This window comes from Micromonospora sp. NPDC050276 (assembly GCF_044459545.1).
Taxonomy (GTDB): domain Bacteria; phylum Actinomycetota; class Actinomycetes; order Mycobacteriales; family Micromonosporaceae; genus Micromonospora.
This window is the reverse complement of the sequence record NZ_JBITJA010000005.1, coordinates 294,605-311,112: the sequence shown is the minus strand read 5'-3', so window position 1 is coordinate 311,112 and position 16,508 is coordinate 294,605. Positions and strand designations below refer to the sequence as shown.

Genomic DNA, 16,508 nt, shown 5'->3' with positions numbered 1-16,508 from the left:
ACCTCAGTCGGGTACGTCGTCCCAGGTGGTGCCCGGCTCCAGGTAACCGGCCAGCTGGTTCTCGCGCAACGCGTACGCGAGGACCAGCAGGGCGTGCTTGTCCAACTCGGGCAACCGGTCCACCGGGAACCACCCGACGGCCAACGACTCGTCGTCGTTGACCCGGGCGGTGCCGGACACCAGTCGGCACAGGAAGCCCAGGTTCAGGTATTCGCAGCGGTCCCCGTTCGGGTAGGTGTGCGGGTGCGAGACGGCGCTGGACAACCGCACCGGCGCGACCTCCAGACCCGTCTCCTCCCGCACCTCGCGGACCAGCGCGGCGGCCGGCTGCTCGCCCGGCTCGACGAAACCACTGATCACCGACCAGCGCCCGTCGTCGGCACGCTGGCCGAGCAGCAGCTCACCGGCGTCGTTGCGAACGACCGCGCTGACACTCGGCAGCCAGAGCAGATCGTGACCGACGTGCTTGCGCATCCCCACGATGTAGTCCGGTGTCGCCATCCGGCGATCATAGATGTGCCCGCACAGCGAGGCTCACCTGCGCATCTTCTGGTGTTCCAGTCCCCACGCGTTTCGCCATTTCGGCCCGACGAACCCAATGCATATCTACTGTGGAGAAGGTCGGCGACTTGTGCGATCCGGTGGCGGCCGGCCGGTTCGCGGTGCACAGTGATTCCCATGAGCGACAGCGGACGTGGTGGGCGTTTTTACTGGTGCACCCGGCATCACCGGGTCGAGACGGACGCCGACGTGTGTCCGGCGAAGCACGTTCTCGGCCCGTACGACTCGGCGGCTGACGCGGAGAACGCCCTGCAACGGGTGCAGGAGCGGAACGAAGCGTGGGATGCCGAGGACGCTCGTTGGGCCGGGGAGGACAGATAGGCGGCGCGGGACGGCTCGCGCCGGGATATTTCGTGCTCCGCGAGGACGCACGCGAGAGCACGTCCCCCAAGGAGGGAACCAACGATGGCCGAAGCACAGCAGGCCACCAAGCGCCCGGCCGCCCGACGCACCACCGCGAAGAAGACCGCCGCGGCGGAGCGGAGCACGGCGGCGAGCCGGACCACCCCCGTGCGTAAGTCCACCACGGGCGCCGCGAAGGCACCGGCCCGCAAGGCCGCCGGCGGGGCGGGCCGCGCCCCGGCCAAGAAGACCACCACGGCGGCGAAGAAGGCCCCCGCGAAGAAGGCCCCCGCGAAGAAGGCAACGGCCAAGACCACCGCCGCGGCCAAGAAGGCGCCGGCGAAGACCTCGACCGCCACCCGCAAAACGACCGCCACCGCCAAGCGCACCCCGGCGTCGGCGGCGAAGAAGACGAGCGCCGCCGCGAAGAAGACCACCGGTACGGCGAAGAAGACGGTGAGCGCGGCGAAGAGAACCACCGCCTCGGCGGCGAAGAAGACCACCGCCGCGGCGAAGGCCCCGGCCCGTAAGACCGCCACGGCGGCGAAGGCCCCGGCCCGTAAGACCGCCACGGCGGCGAAGGCCCCGGCGCGCAAGGCCGCGACCAAGGCGTCCGCCGTCAAGAAGACGGCGGCGACGAAGACGACCGCCAAGAAGGCCCCGGCGAAGAAGGCCCCGGCGAAGAAGACCGCGCCGACCCGCCCCAGCGGCGGCGCGCGCAAGGCCCCGGCCAAGAAGGCTCCGGCCGCGAAGGTGACGGGCACCTCGTCGACCACCGCCCGCAAGGCGGCGGCGAAGAAGGCCCCGGCGAAGAAGACCGTCGCGGCCAAGGCTCCGGCCCGCAAGGTGACCGCCCGCAAGTCGCCGGCCCGTCCGGCCGCCGCCCGGGCCGCCGCGCCGAGGAGTACGCGCAGCGCCGCTCGGAAGTCGACCGGCTGAGAGCGGGCCACCCCTCGCCGGCCGGAATTCTCGGCCGGTCTCCGGAAGCGGATCACTCGTGGCGCTGTCAGGATTGATCCGTGGTCATCCGACGCGTACTCGCGCCCCGCATCGACTTCGGCGCACTGCGCCGCGAGCTCGGCCTGCCCGAGGAGTTCCCGGCCGACGCCCAGCGTGAGGCGGACGAGGCGGCTGCGGCACCACCGCGGCCGCCCGTCGACCGCACCGACGTACCGTTCGTCACGGTCGACCCGGCCACCTCCCGCGACCTGGACCAGGCGATGCACCTCGCCCGTCGCCCGGGTGGGGGCTACCGGGTGCGGTACGCGATCGCCGACGTCGCCGCGCACGTCACCCCGGGTGGTGCGCTGGAGGCGGAGACCTGGCGGCGGGGGCAGACCATCTACCTGCCCGACGGCAACGTGCCGCTGCACCCGCGCACCCTCAGCGAGGGCGCCGCCAGCCTGCTGCCCGACGACGACCGGGCGGCGGTGATCTGGACCATCGACCTGGACGCCGACGGCGGCACCGTGGCCGTCGAGCTGGAACGCGCCCTGGTCCGCAGCCGGGCCAAACTCGACTACACCGGGGTGCAGGCGGCAGCCGAGGCCGGCCGGCTGCCCGATCCGATCGCGCTGCTGCCCGAGATCGGCGACCGGCTGACCGCCCGCGGGTTGCGGCGCGGCGCCATCAACCTGCCGCTGCCCGAGCAGGATCTGGAGCCCGACGGCGACGGCTGGCAACTGGTGCTGCGCGCGCCGGTGCCGATGGAGGAGCACAACGCGCAGATCTCGCTGCTGACCGGGATGGCCGCCGCCGACATCATGCTGGCCGGCCGGATCGGTCTGCTGCGGACCATGCCGGCGCCCAAGCCGGAGGGCGTGCAGCGGCTCCGGGCCGCCGCCGCGCCGCTGGGCGTGCACTGGCCGGACGACGTGGGCCCGGGTCAGGTCATCGCCGGTCTGGATGCCGCCCAACCGCGCGCCGCCGCGTTCATCGACCAGGCGGCCGAGCTGATGCGCGGTGCCGCGTACACCGCCTTCGACGGGGCGCTGCCGGAGCAGCCGGAACATGGTGGCGTGGCGGCCGCGTACGCCCACGTGACGGCACCGCTGCGGCGGTTGGCCGACCGGTACGCCACCGAGGTCTGCCTGGCCCTGCACGCGGGGCAGCCGGTGCCCGAGTGGGCGCGCGCCGCGCTGCCCCGGCTGCCCGAGGTGATGGCGAGCACCGACCGGGTCGCCTCGGCGGCCACCCGGGGTGCCGTCGAGTTGGCCGAGGCGGCGGTGCTGGAGCACCGGGTGGGCGAGACCTTCGACGCGGCCGTCCTCGACGTCGACGCCCCGCCCAACGGCAAGTCCCGGCCCCGACCACCCGGTGGCACCGTCGCGCTGGACGCCCCACCGGTACGCGCTCGCTGCCTCGGTCAACTGCCGCTCGGCGAACGGGTCCGGGTCCGCCTGGTCACCGCCGACCCGGCGGCCCGTACCGTCCTGTTCGAGCTGGCCTGACCGGGCCGCCGGCCCAGGCCCCGGTGCAAGCCGGCGCGGGTCGCCGCGCAGCAGCGGGGATTGTCACAGCGCGCGGCGCTGCTGACCACCGACCGGTTTGCGAGGATGAGGCCATGGCATACGACGCGAGCACGCTGCCCGACGTGTCCGGGCTGACGGTCGGGATCATCGGCGGCACCGGCGACCAGGGGCGGGGCCTCGCCTACCGGTTCGCGCGGGCCGGCCAGACGGTGCTGATCGGTTCCCGGTCGGCCGAGCGGGCCGCCGAGTCCGCGACCGAGATCGCCGCCCTGCCCGGGGTGCCGGCCGGCGGCAGCGTCACCGGCGCGGCCAACGACGAGGTGGCCCGACGCAGCGACGTGGTGATCATCGCGGTGCCGTGGGACGGGCACGCCGCCACCGTCGCCGCCCTCGCCGAGCCGCTCGCCGGCCGGATCGTCGTGGACTGCGTCAACCCGCTCGGCTTCGACAAGCAGGGCCCGTACGCGCTGACCGTGGCCGAGGGCAGCGCCGTGCAGCAGGCCGCCGCGTTGCTGCCCGACTCCCGGGTCTGCGCCGCGTTCAACCACGTCAGTGCGCCACTGTTGGCCGACCCCGAGGTCGACCGGATCGACCTGGACGTGCTGATCTGCACCGAGGACCGCGAGCTGGTCGACATCGTCGGCGCGCTCGCCGCCCGGATCCCCGGGATGCGGGGCATCTACGCCGGCCGGTTGCGCAACGCCCACCAGATCGAGGCGTTCACCGCCAACCTGATCGCCATCAACAAGCGCTACAAGGCGCACGCCGGCATCCGCGTCACCGACCTCTGACCCGAGCGGCCTGATCCACTCCGGTTCCTTGATATCGGGGTGTCCCTAGCCTTGGGACACCCCGATATTGGCAAAACCGAGTGGATCAGGCCGCTGTCGGGCTAACCCGCCGCTGTCGCGGCTAGAAGGTGTGCTCGGCGGTGGGGAACTCGCCGCCCCGGACCTCGTCGGCGAACCGGCGGGTGGCGTCGGTGAGGGCACCGGCCAGGTCCGCGTACCGCTTGACGAAGCGGGGGGCCTTGCCGGTCCGCAGCCCGGCCATGTCCTGCCAGACCAGCACCTGGGCGTCGGTGTCCGGGCCCGCCCCGATGCCGACCGTGGGGATCGCCAGCTCGTGGGTGATCCGCTTGGCCACCTCGCCGGGCACCATCTCCAGCACCACCGCGAACGCGCCCGCCTCGGCCACCGCCCGCGCGTCGGCCAGCACCTCGTCGGCGGTGTCGCCGCGGCCCTGCACGCGGTAGCCGCCCAGGGTGTGCTCGCTCTGCGGGGTGAAGCCGATGTGCGCCATCACCGGGATGCCGGCGCCGACGATCGCGGCGATCTGCGCGGCGTTGCGGCGGCCACCCTCCAGCTTCACCGCGTGGCAGCCACCCTCCTTCATGAACCGGACGGCGGTGCGCAGCGCCTGGGCCGGACCCTCCTCGTACGAGCCGAACGGCAGGTCACCGACGATCAGGGCCTGCCGGGTGGCCCGCACCACGGCCCGGACCAGCGGCAGCAGCTCGTCCACGGTGATCGGCAGGGTGGTCTCGTAGCCGAATACGTTGTTCGCGGCCGAGTCGCCGACCAGCAGCACCGGGACCCCGGCCTGGTCGAAGATCGACGCGGTGTACTGGTCGTACGAGGTGAGCATCGGCCAGCGCTCGCCGCGCTCCTTGGCGGCCATCAGGTCGCGGGTGCGGACCCGTCGGGTGACCGGGCCGCCGTACAACGCGGTCACCTCGTGCCCAGTGGACTCCACCATCTCTGTCTCCCTTCCTCGAGGCCGCCTGCGCGGTCCCCGGGTTCCGTTGCGATCGTCGCACCGCGAGACGGGCTGACGGCAGGGCCCAGTGCAAGATGTCACTCCACCCCGGCCGGGGCCGCGGCGTCGCAGCCGCGAGGCCCCCGCGCGGCGGCGTCGGGCCGCGTCACCGACCCGGCACCCCCAGGGGTACGGCTCAGCCGTGCTCGCGCCACCGGTTGGTGATCGGCAGCCGGCGGTCCCGGCCGAACGCCTTCATGGAGATCTTCGTGCCCGGTGCCGACTGCCGTCGCTTGTACTCGGCGGTATCCACCAGCCGCAGCACCTTGTCCACGATCGCCGGGTCGTGACCCGACTCGACCAGCCCGTCGCGGCCGAGGTCGCCGTCGACGTAGCCGATCAGGATCGGGTCCAGGACGTCGTAGTCGGGCAGGCTGTCGCTGTCGAGTTGGCCGGGGCTCAGCTCGGCGCTCGGCGGCTTGCCGATCGAGTTCTCCGGGATCGGGGCGGTCTCACCGCGCCGGGCCGCGTCCCTGTTGCGCCACTTCGCGAGCCGCCAGATCAGCGTCTTCCAGACGTCCTTGACCGGGTTGAAACCGCCCACCGAGTCGCCGTACAGGGTGGAGTAGCCGACCGCCAGCTCACTCTTGTTGCCGGTGGTCAACACCAGGTGGCCCTCCTGGTTCGACAGCGCCATCAGGATCACGCCACGGACCCGGGCCTGCAGGTTCTCCACGGCCACGCCGGACAGCGACAGGTTGGCCAGGAAACCGTCCACCATCGGCTGGATCGGCTCGACGCGGTAGTCCAGGCCGGTGCGCTTGGCCAGGTCGGCGGCGTCCTCCCGGGAGTGCTCGGACGAGTGCTGGCTGGGCAGCGACACACCGACCACCCGGTCCGGCCCGAGGGCGTCGACGGCCAACGCGGCCACCACCGCCGAGTCGATACCGCCGGAGAGACCGAGCACCACCGACGGGAACCGGTTCTTGTTGACGTAGTCGCGCAGGCCCAGCACCAGCGCCTGCCACACCTCGGCCTCGTCGGCCACCGGCTCGATCAGCCCACCGGTGGCGGGCGGGCCGGCCGGCGTGGGCGGAATGCCGTCCAGCGTGCTGTGCACGATCCGCATGCCGTCCGCCACGGTCTCGGTGGTCGGCGAGGCGGCGGCGGCCGGCAGCTCGACGTCGTGCACGAGCAGGTGTTCGACGAACTGCGGGGCCCGGGTGAGCAGCTCACCGTCGGCGCTCACGATCATCGAGTCGCCCTCGAAGACCAGCTCGTCCTGGCCGCCGGTCATGTTGACGTACGCGATGGCGGCGCCCGCCTCGGCGGCCCGGCGGCGGACCAGCGGAAGCCGGATGTCGTCCTTGTTCAGCTCGTACGGCGAGCCGTTGATGTTGACGACCAGGCCGACGCCGGCCCGCCGGGCGGCGGCGAACGGACCGCCGGCCTGCCACAGGTCCTCGCAGATGGTCAGCGCGACGTCCACGCCGCCGATCCGCACCACGGTCAGCTCGTCACCGGAGATGAAGTACCGGTCCTCGTCGAAGACCCCGTAGTTGGGCAGGTGGTGCTTGAAGTAGCGGGCGGCCACGACACCCCGGTGCAGCAGCGCGGCGGCGTTGCGGGCACCCCGGCCCGGCTCGGCATCCCCGCTGACCTGCGGCGGCCCGTCGGCGTCCAGGTAGCCAACCACGACCGGCACCTCGCCGAGGCCGTCGGCGGCCAGGTCGGCGGCTAGCCGCTGCACGGCGGCCCGGGACGCGGCGACGAAGGAGCGCCGGAAGACCAGGTCCTCGACCGGGTACCCGGTCACCATCATCTCCGGGAAGAGCACCAGCTGGGCACCGGCATCGGCGGCCTGGCGAGTCCAGCTGCGGACCAGGTCGGCGTTTCCGGCGAGGTCGCCGACGCTCGGGTTGACCTGGGACAAGGCGAGACGCAGGGTGGGCATGTCCTCATCTTGCCCCAGGCCGGTCGGAACAATCCGTACCCTCCGGCGAGATGACGACCACGCTGGGGCGCAGCTGCTCGCCGGGCGGGACACGAGGGGACGACCGGCGGTAGTTCGCGTAACGTCTGCGTAACCAGGCCCGGGAACACTGGGCGATCAGGTCGGGTGCAGCCCGACCAAGGCGGACAAAAGAGTGTCGCGAGGGGTTGGGGAAGTGGACCGTCAGCAGGAGTTCGTCCTCCGGACGCTGGAAGAGCGGGACATCCGGTTCGTCCGGCTGTGGTTCACCGACGTTCTGGGCACGCTCAAGAGCGTTTCGGTGGCCCCCGCCGAGCTGGAGGCGGCCTTCGAGGAGGGCATCGGCTTCGACGGCTCGGCGATCGAGGGCTTCGCCCGGGTCTTCGAATCGGACATGGTGGCCATGCCCGACCCGACCACCTTCCAGGTCTTCCCCTTCGAGGGCGGGGTCAGCGGCGAGAGCGCCCGGATGTTCTGCGACATCCTGCTGCCCGACGGCGGGCCGTCCTGGGCCGACCCCCGGCACGTGCTGCGCCGCGCGCTGTCCAAGGCCGCCGAGAAGGGCTTCACCTTCTACACCCACCCGGAGATCGAGTTCTTCCTGCTGGAGAACGGTCCGCAGGACGGCTCGGTGCCCACCCCGGTCGACACCGGCGGCTACTTCGAGCACACCACGCACGCCGTGGCGCGGGACTTCCGCCGCCAGGGCGTGCTGGCGCTGGAGCGGATCGGCATCTCGGTGGAGTTCAGCCACCACGAGGTGGCACCCGGCCAGCAGGAGATCGACCTGCGCTACGCCGATGCGCTGACCACCGCCGACAACATCATGACCTTCCGGCACGTGGTCAAGGAGGTCGCGCTCTCCACCGGTGTGCAGGCCAGCTTCATGCCGAAGCCGTTCACCGACCAGCCGGGCAGCGGGATGCACACCCACCTGTCGCTGTTCGAGGGGGAGCGCAACGCCTTCCACGACGGCGGCGACCCGATGAAGCTGTCCAAGGTGGCGAAGTCGTTCATCGCCGGCCTGCTGGTGCACGCCCGGGAGTACACGGCGGTCACCAACCAGTGGGTCAACTCGTACAAGCGGCTGTTCCCGCAGGCGCTGCCGGACCGGATCACCGAGAGCCCGGCGTACGTCTGCTGGGGTCACCTCAACCGGTCCGCGCTGGTCCGCGTCCCGGCGTACGGCAAGCCCAACTCGGCCCGGGTCGAGGTCCGCTCACTGGACTCGGCGACCAACCCGTACCTCGCCTTCGCGGTGCTGCTCGGCGCCGGCCTGAAGGGCATCGAGGAGGGGTACGAGCTGCCGCCGGGCGCCGAGGACGACGTCTGGTCGCTGACCAGCGCCGAGCGGCGCGCCATGGGCTACGAAGCGCTGCCGGAGAACCTCGCCGAGGCGATCGACGTGATGGCCGGCTCCGAACTGGTCGCCGAGGTGCTCGGCGAGCACGTCTTCGACTTCTTCCTGCGCAACAAGCGGGCCGAGTGGGAGCAGTACCGCCGCGAGGTCACCCCGTACGAGCGGCAGCGCTACCTGGCGCTGTAGGCGCGGGGGCTGACGCGGTTGCGCGCTGCCGCTATCGTCTCGATCACCGCGCCGGTACCCCTCCGGGCGGAGAGTCGGGAGGCAGTCGGTGCTGGAGGATCTGCTCAGCGGTGCCTGGCAGAGCGTCGTGTTCGGGATCGTCGGTGTCGGGCTCATGGCCGCCGGCTTCGGGCTCGTCGACCTGCTCACTCCGGGCCGGCTACGCGACCTGATCTGGGTCGACCGCAACGCCAACGCGGGGCTGCTGCTCGCCGCCAACCAGCTCGGCGTCGCCGGGATCGTCTTCACCGCGATCCTGACCAGCTACAGCGACTTCGGTAAGGGACTCGCCTCCACCGTGGTCTTCGGTCTGCTGGGGCTGGGCGTCATGGCGTTGGCGTTCCTGGTGCTGGACCTGCTCACCCCGGGCAAGCTCGGCGAGGTCATCTGCTCGCCCGAGCCGCACCCGGCGGCCCGGGTCAGCGCCGCCACCCACTTCGGTGCCGCGCTGATCGTCTGCGCCTGCATCGCCTGAGGGCGGCGGTCCGCGTCGGGGTGCGGCCGGCGCCGGGGCGTCGTACCCCGGTCGTAGCGTGCGGGGTATGAACCGCACGGACCGTCTCTACGCCCTGGTCGAGGAGTTGCGGGCGGTGTCACCACGGCCGCGCAGCGCGCGCTGGTTGGCCGCGCGCTTCGAGGTGAGCAGCCGAACCATCGAACGCGACCTCGGCGCCCTGCAGGAGGCCGGGGTGCCGATCTGGGCCGAGCCGGGGCGCACTGGCGGCTACGTCCTGGACCGCGCCCGCACCCTGCCCCCGGTCAACCTGACCGCCGCCGAGGCGGTGGCGATGGCCGTGGCGCTGCACCGGCTCGCCGGCTCGCCGTTCGCCGGGCCGGCCGTCAGCGCGTTGCGCAAGCTGGCGGCGTCTCGGCCTGGCGGCGGCTCGGGCTGGCGGCGTCTTGGGCTGGCGGCGTCTTGGGCTGGCGGCGGCTCGGGCTGGCGGCGTATTGGGCTGGCGGTGCCGCGGGCTGGCGGCGTTGAGGCTGGCGGGCGTTGCGGCTGGTGATCGACTCGGGTTCAAGGATGTCGCGGTGTCCGAGTGCGCCGGACACCGCGACATCAGGAAAACGGAGTGGATCAAGCCGAGGTCGGCCCAGGCCGGACCCGGCTTCCCCGGCAGGGTCACTTGCCGGGCGTACCCGCCGGTGCGCCGTGACCGCCCGGCCCGCCGTGACCGCCCGGCCCGCGGTGGCCGCCCGGCCCGGGGAAGACGCCGGCCTCGACGGCCGTGGTGATGGCGTCGGCCTGCTCCTGGGTGAGCTTGCCGTCCTTGACTGCCTGCTCCAGGCGCTGCTTGAGCGCGGTCTGCCGGTCCTCGGCGGACGGCCGCTGCGGTCGGTCGGCCGGCCGGTGCTGCTCGCGGATCTTCTGCAGTGCGGCGGTGACCTTGTCGGTGGGAACGCCCAACTCCTTGGCGAGCGCCTCGGCGAACTCGTTCTGCCGGTCGGCCTTCGCGCCGGAAACCGCGCCCGGAGCCGCGTCGGTGCTGGCGCTCGGTGTCGGCGTCGGGGTGTCCGCGGCGAACGCGATCGTCGGGGCGGCGATCCCGACGCCGAGGATGCCGGCGGTGGCCAGGCCGGCCAGCAGGTGCTTCCTACGGATGGTGCGGGACATGCTGTCCTCCAGAGGTTCGATCCTTCTGCACTGTCGTCACCGAGCGTGACCGGGCAGTCTGGGCGGAAGCCGTGGCGACCCTGTCAGCGAGCTGACAATCGCGGCCGGAGGGAGCGAAATCGGTTGTGTCGTCCCTGGCCGAGCGGTCAGGGTTGGCGATCCACCGATGGAAGGACAGCTCGGGATGACCGTCGAGATTCGTGAGATTCCGCTCGTCGAGCCGGGCGTCGGGCCGTACGGCATCACGGCCGGCCCGGACGGCGCGCTGTGGCTGACGTTGGTCCATGCCGGCGGCATCGCCCGCTTGTCGCCCGACGGCGCGGTCCGGACCTATGCGCTGGATCCGGCCGGTGGCCGCCCGTTGATCATCACGGTCGGGCCGGACGGGGCGCTCTGGTTCACCCGCTCGGGAGACGACCGGATCGGTCGGATCACCGTCGACGGCGAGCAGCGCACCATCGACCTGCCGGCCGGCACCGGGCCGGGTGGCATCGCCGCCGGCCCCGACGGCGCGCTCTGGTACGCCGGGATGAGCGCCGACACGATCGGCCGCGTGGAGACCGACGGCACCCACAACGCATTCCCGCTGCCGGTGACCGGCGGGTTCCCCTCAATGATCACCGCCGGCGCGGACGAGGCGCTCTGGTTCACCTTCAACCAGGCGAACGCGATCGGCCGGATCGACCTGGACGGCGGGGTGACGCTGCGCCCGTTGCCCACCGCGAACGCGGGCCCGGTCGGCATCGCCCTCGGCGACGACGGCGCCATCTGGTTCGTGGAGATCGGGGCCGGTCAGCTCGGCCGGATCGACCCGGACGGCGAGATCGTCGAGTTTCCGCTGCCGGACCGGGCGGCCCGCCCGCACGCCGTCGTGGCCGATCCGGAGGGCGGCGCCTGGTTCACCGAGTGGGGTGCCAACCGGATCGGTCACCTCGATCCCACCGGCCGCTTCGAGGGCTACGCCCTACCCACCCCCAACGCCGAACCGCACGGCATCACCCGCACCCCCACCGGCATCTGGGCCGCCCTGGAAACCGGCGCCATAGCCCACCTACCCCTGTAACCCCACCCCCACCCCGGCCCCCACCCCCACCCCGGCCCCCTGCGACCCGACCCGACCCCGCCCGACCCGGTTGATCAAGAGGTTTGCGTCAGTTCCGGACCGGATTTTGACGCAAACCTCTTGATCACCGAGGCAAGGCGGGGTGGGGGGTGGGGTGGGGGGGTGGGGTGGGGTTAGACGACTGCGGGGGTTGTGGTGAGGGTGGCGGTGGTGGTGTCGAGGGTGGCCTCGGTGCCCACCGGGACGGTCAGTTGGTTGGGGCCGTGGCCGATGGGGAGGCCGCCGAGCACCGGTACGCCCAGATCGCCGAGGCGTTCGGTGAGGACGTCGACGATCGTGGTGTCCCAGCCGTCGGCGCAGTCGGTGAACTGCCCGACCGCCACCCCGGCCAGCCCGTCCAGCGCGCCGGCCCGCCGCAGGTGGGTGAGCATCCGGTCGACCTTGTACGGGGGCTCCTGCACATCCTCGATCAACAGCACCGCGCCGGTCAGGTCGGGCAGGTCCGGGGTGCCGATCGACGCGGCGATCATGCACAGGTTGCCCCCGAGCAGGGTGCCGGTGGCGCGACCCGGGACGCGTACACCGAAGGTCTCCTCGGTGGGGTCCGCGATGATCGACACCGGCTCGGTGGTCATCAGCGCCGCGTGCAGGGATTCGGCGGAACGCAGCGGCGTCCGCTCGTCGCGCCAGGCCGCCCCCGGGCCGTGCACCCCGGCCAGCCGGGCACCCCGCCACAGGGCGAACTGCAGCGCGGTGATGTCCGAGAAGCCCGCCACCACCTTCGGATCACGGCGGACGGCGGCCATGTCGATGGCATCCACGATCCGCTGCGCGCCGTAGCCGCCCCGGGTGCAGATCACCCCGCGGATCTCCGGGTCGGCGAAGGCCGCGTTCAGGTCGGCGGCGCGCAGGTCGTCGGTGCCGGCGAGGTAGCCGTGGCGGGCGTACGCGTTCGGCGCCGGTACCGGGCGCAGGCCCCACCCGGTGAGCAACTCCATGCCCCGGGCCACCCGCTCCGGCGAGGTCGGCCCGGAGGGCGACACCAGCAGCACGGTGTCACCCGGGCGCAGCACGGGCGGGCGGACGGCGGCGGTGTCCTGGCTGATCACAAGCGCAGAGCCTAACCACCCCATTTTCGTCGGGACCCGCGCCCGGACGGTGGAGGCTGTGGCGGGGCGTGGCACCGCGCGGCGTACCGGCTAGCCTCGACGGGTGGCAACCGCGCTGGTGATCGAGAACGACCCGACGGACGACGCGCGCCGGCTGGGTGAGTGGCTGACCGAGGCTGGGCTGGAGCTGTGGGTGGTTCGCCCGCACGCCGGTGACGAGCTCCCCGCCGACCTGGAGGGGTACGCGGCGCTGGTGGTGCTCGGCGGCGACCAGCAGGCGTACCCGCTGCCGGACGGCTCGCCCGGCGCACCCTGGTTTCCCGCGGTGGAGGGCCTGCTGCGCAAGGCGGTCCGGCACCGGGTGCCCACCCTGGCCGTCTGCCTGGGCGCGCAGCTGCTCGCCACCGCGCACGCCGGGCTGGTGGAGCGCAGCCCGTCCGGGCCGGAGATCGGCCCCGGCGTGGTCGGCCGGCGCGACGCCGCCGAGGGCGACCCGTTGTTCCGGTACGTGCCGTTGATCCCGGACGTGCTCCAGTGGCACTCCGACGAGATCACCGAGCTGCCCCGGGGCGCGACCCTGCTGGCCGCCTCCACCCGCTACCCACATCAGGCGTTCCGGCTCGGCGACCGGGCGTGGGGGTTGCAGTTCCACATCGAGTGCGACGCCGAGATGATCGCCGACTGGGCCACCGACTCGGCCCAACTCGCCGAGCTGGGCTACGACCCGGAGCTGGTGGTCGCGGCCTGCGCCTCGGTGCTGGCCGACGTGGAGGAGGTCTGGCAGCCGTTCGCCGCCCGGTTCGCCGCGCTGGCCCTCGGTGAGCTGGACGACAGCACGACGCGGCGCGGCCTGCCGCTGCTCGGGCACTGATGAGCCGGCCGACCAGGGCACCGGGCCGGCTCGCCCGGTACGGCTTCGGCACCGCCGACGGCGACGGCGGCGCGCGCGCCGCGGACCTGCTCGGCCCGGAGGGGCTGCGGCTGTGGCAGCCGGTCGAGCAGGAGCCGGTCGACGAGATCGCCGCGGAACTGCTCGCCGCGCTGTCCCGGGCCGCCGACCCGGACCTGGCGCTGCGTCAGCTGCACCGCATCGTGGAAGCCGAACGCCGCACCGCCGTCGGCAGCGCCGACCGCCGCGCCACCGACGGCAGCGCTGACCGCCGCGCCACCGTCGGCAGCGCCGGAGGCCGCGCCACCGTCGGCAGCGCCGAACCGCGCGCCGCCGACCGCCGCGCCGCCGACCGCCGCGCCACCGACAGCGGCGCCGAATCGCCGCTGCTCGCGGAGCTGCACGCCGACCCCGGCCTGCGGCGGCGGCTGATCGCGGTGTTGGGTGCCTCGTCGGCGCTCGGCGACCACCTGGTGGCTCACCCCGAGCACGCCACGACTCTGCGGACCGCCCCGGACGGGCTTGCCCCGACCGCCGAGGGGCGGCTGGAGCCCGTCGACGGTGGCAACCCGGTGGCGGCGCTGCGGACCGCGTACCGGTTGGCGCTGCTGCGGATCGCGGCGGCCGACCTGACCGGCGGGCGCGGCCTGGAGCAGACGATGGCAGCGCTCTCCGCGCTGGCCGACGCGACGCTGGCCGCGGCGTACGAGATCGCGGTCGCGGAGCTGGCGGAGGGCACCGAGCGGCCCCGGCTCGCGGTCGTCGCGATGGGCAAGTGCGGTGGCGGCGAGCTGAACTACGTCTCCGACGTGGACGTCATCTTCGTGGCCGCCGAGGACGCCGACCTGTCCGCCGCGACCCTGGTGGCGACCCGGCTGATCTCCATCTGCGGGCTGGTCGCCTGGCCGGTGGACGCCGCGCTGCGTCCCGAGGGCAACCGGGGCCCGCTGGTGCGGACCCTCGCCAGCCACCTCGCCTACTACCGGCGATGGGCGCGCACCTGGGAGTTCCAGGCGCTGCTCAAGGCCCGCCCGGCCGCCGGTGACCTGCCGCTGGCCCAGGAGTGGATCGACCAGCTCGCGCCACTGGTGTGGCGGGCGGCCGAACGGCCCGAGGCGGTCGAGGACGTGCGCGCCATGCGCCGCCGGATCATCGACCACATCCCGCCGAAGGAGCTGGAGCGCGAGATCAAGCGCGGTCCCGGAGGGCTGCGCGACATCGAGTTCGCCGTCCAGTTGCTGCAACTCGTGCACGGTCGCGGCGACGAGACGCTGCGGGAACCGGGCACCATCCCGGCGCTGCGCGCGCTCGTCGCCGGCGGCTACGTCGGTCGCGCCGACGGCGAGGCGCTGCTGCGCGGCTACCGCTTCCTGCGCAGCGTCGAGCACCGGCTGCAACTTCAGGGCCTACGCCGTACGCACACGGTGCCGACCGAGCCGGGCGCGCTGCGCTGGCTCGCCGCCGCGCTGGGTTTCACGGCCGCGCCGGGGCGCAGCGCCGTGGAGAGCTTCCGGGCCGAGTGGGTCACCCACGCCACCGAGGTACGCCGACTGCACGCCAAATTGCTCTACCGGCCGCTGCTGGAGTCGGTGGCCCGGGTGCCGGCGGACGGGCTGCGGCTCACCCCCGAGGCGGCGCGGCACCGGCTGGAGATCCTCGGTTTCGCCGACCCGGCCGGGGCGCTGCGGCATCTCCAGGCGCTCACCGGCGGGGTGAGCCGGACGGCGGCCATCCAGCGAACCCTGCTGCCGGTGCTGCTCAGCGAGTTCGCCGATGCGCCGGAGCCGGACCGGGGGCTGCTCAACTACCGCAAGGTCTCCGACAAACTCGGCAGCACGCCCTGGTATCTGCGGCTGCTCCGCGACGGAGGCCCGGTCGCCCGGCGGCTGGCCCGGGTCCTCGCCCTGTCCCGGTACGTGGCCGACCTGCTCGCCCGCGACCCGGAGGCGCTGCGGCTACTGGCCGAGGAGAACGAGCTGGCGCCCCGCCTGCCGGAGGTGCTGCGGGAGGGGTTCCTGGCGGCGGCGGCCCGGCACACCGACCCGGTCGAGGCGACCAGCACGGTGCGCGCGCTGCGGCGTCGGGAACTGGTCCGGGTGGCCTGCGCCGACGTACTCTGCCGCGCGGGCTCGCTCGCACCCAGCCCCACCCGGCCGGACGGCGCGAACCGGCCGGCTCCCGGCCTGTCCGACATCACCCAGGTCGGCACGGCACTCGCCGACGTCACCGACGCCACCCTGGCCGCCGCGCTGCGCGCCGCTCGGGCCAGCCAGCCCGCGCCGGAAGGGCTGCGGTTCGCGGTGATCGGCATGGGACGCCTCGGCGGGTACGAGTCGAACTACCTCTCCGACGCCGATGTGCTCTTCGTCTACGACCCGCCCGCCGGGGCCAGCGAGAGCGCCGCCAGCGCTGCCGCACACGCGATCGCCGAGGAGTTGCGCCGGCTGCTCGGCGTACCGGCCCCCGACCCGCCGCTGGGCGTCGACGCCGACCTGCGGCCGGAGGGCCGCCAGGGTCCGCTGGTGCGCAGCCTCGCCGCGTACGCGGCGTACTACGCCCGCTGGTCGCGGGTGTGGGAGGCGCAGGCACTGCTGCGCGCCCGGTTCGTCTGCGGCGACGCCGACCTGGGCGCCGAGTTCGAGGCGATGATCGAGCCGGTGCGCTACCCGGCCGACGGGCTGACCCGCGAGCAGGTCGTCGAGATCCGGCGGATCAAGGCCCGGGTGGAGACCGAGCGGCTGCCCCGGGGCGCCGACCCGGCCACCCACACCAAGCTGGGTCGGGGCGGGCTGGCCGACGTGGAGTGGGCGGTGCAACTCGTGCAGCTCCGGCACGCCGGTGCGAACCCGGCGCTGCGCGGCACGCGTACCCTCGATGCCCTCGCGGCGGCCGAGCGGGCCGGCCTGATCGACCCGGCGGACGCCGCCGAGATGGCCGCCGGTTGGTCCCTGGCCGCGCAGGCCCGCAACGCGTTGATGCTGGTCCGGGGCCGGGCCGGTGACCAGTTGCCCCGGCACGGGGTGGAGCTGGCCGGCGTGGTCCGGCTGCTCGGCCGCGACGACCCGGGGGAGTTCCTCGACGAGTACCTGCGCGTCGGCCGTCGGTCCCGCGCCGCCGCACAGCGCGTGCTGGAGGCGTAGCGG

Annotated in this window: 15 protein-coding genes; 10 read left to right on the top strand and 5 right to left on the bottom strand. The window is 73.5% G+C overall.

What is annotated here, in order from left to right:
- Nucleotides 1-3: 3 nt before the first annotated feature.
- Nucleotides 4-501 carry an NUDIX hydrolase gene (locus ACIBF8_RS12785; RefSeq protein WP_396782830.1) on the bottom strand — a complete coding sequence of 166 codons (498 nt, stop codon included), beginning with the start codon at nt 499-501 and terminating at the stop codon, nt 4-6.
- A 177-nt stretch (nt 502-678) separates the two neighbouring features.
- Between ACIBF8_RS12785 and ACIBF8_RS12780 the strand changes: the two genes are divergently transcribed.
- From ACIBF8_RS12780 to npdG, 4 genes are all read left to right on the top strand, one after another.
- The gene (locus tag ACIBF8_RS12780; RefSeq protein ID WP_396782829.1) at nt 679-882 is read left to right on the top strand and encodes a hypothetical protein; all 204 of its coding nucleotides are present in this window, start codon (nt 679-681) and stop codon (nt 880-882) included.
- 84 nt (nt 883-966) lie between these two features.
- The gene (locus ACIBF8_RS12775) at nt 967-1,842 is read left to right on the top strand and encodes a histone (protein ID WP_396782828.1); all 876 of its coding nucleotides are present in this window, start codon (nt 967-969) and stop codon (nt 1,840-1,842) included.
- Between the two features lie 80 nt (nt 1,843-1,922).
- The gene (locus ACIBF8_RS12770) at nt 1,923-3,353 is read left to right on the top strand and encodes an RNB domain-containing ribonuclease (protein WP_396782827.1); all 1,431 of its coding nucleotides are present in this window, start codon (nt 1,923-1,925) and stop codon (nt 3,351-3,353) included.
- 113 nt (nt 3,354-3,466) lie between these two features.
- Entirely contained in the window at nt 3,467-4,165 is a 699-nt protein-coding gene (gene npdG, locus ACIBF8_RS12765; protein ID WP_396782826.1) for an NADPH-dependent F420 reductase, read from the top strand.
- A 121-nt stretch (nt 4,166-4,286) separates the two neighbouring features.
- On the opposite strand, the gene panB is transcribed toward npdG, so the two are convergent.
- Nucleotides 4,287-5,132, bottom strand: coding sequence for a 3-methyl-2-oxobutanoate hydroxymethyltransferase (gene panB / locus ACIBF8_RS12760; protein ID WP_396782825.1), 846 nt, complete (start codon nt 5,130-5,132; stop codon nt 4,287-4,289).
- A gap of 196 nt (nt 5,133-5,328) precedes the next feature.
- Nucleotides 5,329-7,086, bottom strand: coding sequence for an NAD+ synthase (locus tag ACIBF8_RS12755; RefSeq protein WP_396782824.1), 1,758 nt, complete (start codon nt 7,084-7,086; stop codon nt 5,329-5,331).
- Between the two features lie 214 nt (nt 7,087-7,300).
- Here ACIBF8_RS12755 and glnA point away from each other — a divergent pair, with 214 nt between their 5' ends.
- The 3 genes from glnA to ACIBF8_RS12740 all read left to right on the top strand — a co-directional run bounded on the left by glnA (nt 7,301) and on the right by ACIBF8_RS12740 (nt 9,696).
- Entirely contained in the window at nt 7,301-8,650 is a 1,350-nt protein-coding gene (gene glnA / locus ACIBF8_RS12750) for a type I glutamate--ammonia ligase (RefSeq protein ID WP_396782822.1), read from the top strand.
- An 88-nt stretch (nt 8,651-8,738) separates the two neighbouring features.
- Nucleotides 8,739-9,164 (top strand): DUF350 domain-containing protein, encoded by a 426-nt coding sequence (locus ACIBF8_RS12745; RefSeq protein WP_396782820.1) that lies wholly within the window; start codon nt 8,739-8,741, stop codon nt 9,162-9,164.
- Nucleotides 9,165-9,231: 67 nt separating this feature from the next.
- Nucleotides 9,232-9,696 carry a helix-turn-helix transcriptional regulator gene (locus tag ACIBF8_RS12740; protein WP_396782819.1) on the top strand — a complete coding sequence of 155 codons (465 nt, stop codon included), beginning with the start codon at nt 9,232-9,234 and terminating at the stop codon, nt 9,694-9,696.
- Between the two features lie 116 nt (nt 9,697-9,812).
- Here ACIBF8_RS12740 and ACIBF8_RS12735 read toward each other — a convergent pair whose 3' ends face one another.
- On the bottom strand, nt 9,813-10,304 hold the full coding sequence (locus ACIBF8_RS12735) for a hypothetical protein (RefSeq protein WP_396782817.1): 492 nt from the start codon (nt 10,302-10,304) through the stop codon (nt 9,813-9,815).
- A 184-nt stretch (nt 10,305-10,488) separates the two neighbouring features.
- On the opposite strand from ACIBF8_RS12735, the gene ACIBF8_RS12730 reads away from it, so the two are divergent.
- Nucleotides 10,489-11,367, top strand: a complete 879-nt coding sequence (locus ACIBF8_RS12730; protein ID WP_396782815.1) for a virginiamycin B lyase — start codon at nt 10,489-10,491, stop codon at nt 11,365-11,367.
- Nucleotides 11,368-11,540: 173 nt separating this feature from the next.
- Here ACIBF8_RS12730 and ACIBF8_RS12725 read toward each other — a convergent pair whose 3' ends face one another.
- Entirely contained in the window at nt 11,541-12,476 is a 936-nt protein-coding gene (locus tag ACIBF8_RS12725; protein ID WP_396782814.1) for an LD-carboxypeptidase, read from the bottom strand.
- 103 nt (nt 12,477-12,579) lie between these two features.
- Between ACIBF8_RS12725 and ACIBF8_RS12720 the strand changes: the two genes are divergently transcribed.
- Together ACIBF8_RS12720 and ACIBF8_RS12715 are read left to right on the top strand one after the other, a co-directional pair.
- On the top strand, nt 12,580-13,347 hold the full coding sequence (locus tag ACIBF8_RS12720; RefSeq protein WP_396782812.1) for a type 1 glutamine amidotransferase: 768 nt from the start codon (nt 12,580-12,582) through the stop codon (nt 13,345-13,347).
- The gene (locus tag ACIBF8_RS12715; protein WP_396782810.1) at nt 13,347-16,505 is read left to right on the top strand and encodes a bifunctional [glutamine synthetase] adenylyltransferase/[glutamine synthetase]-adenylyl-L-tyrosine phosphorylase; all 3,159 of its coding nucleotides are present in this window, start codon (nt 13,347-13,349) and stop codon (nt 16,503-16,505) included. The genes ACIBF8_RS12720 and ACIBF8_RS12715 overlap by 1 nt, the downstream gene beginning before the upstream one ends.
- Nucleotides 16,506-16,508 lie beyond the last annotated feature (3 nt).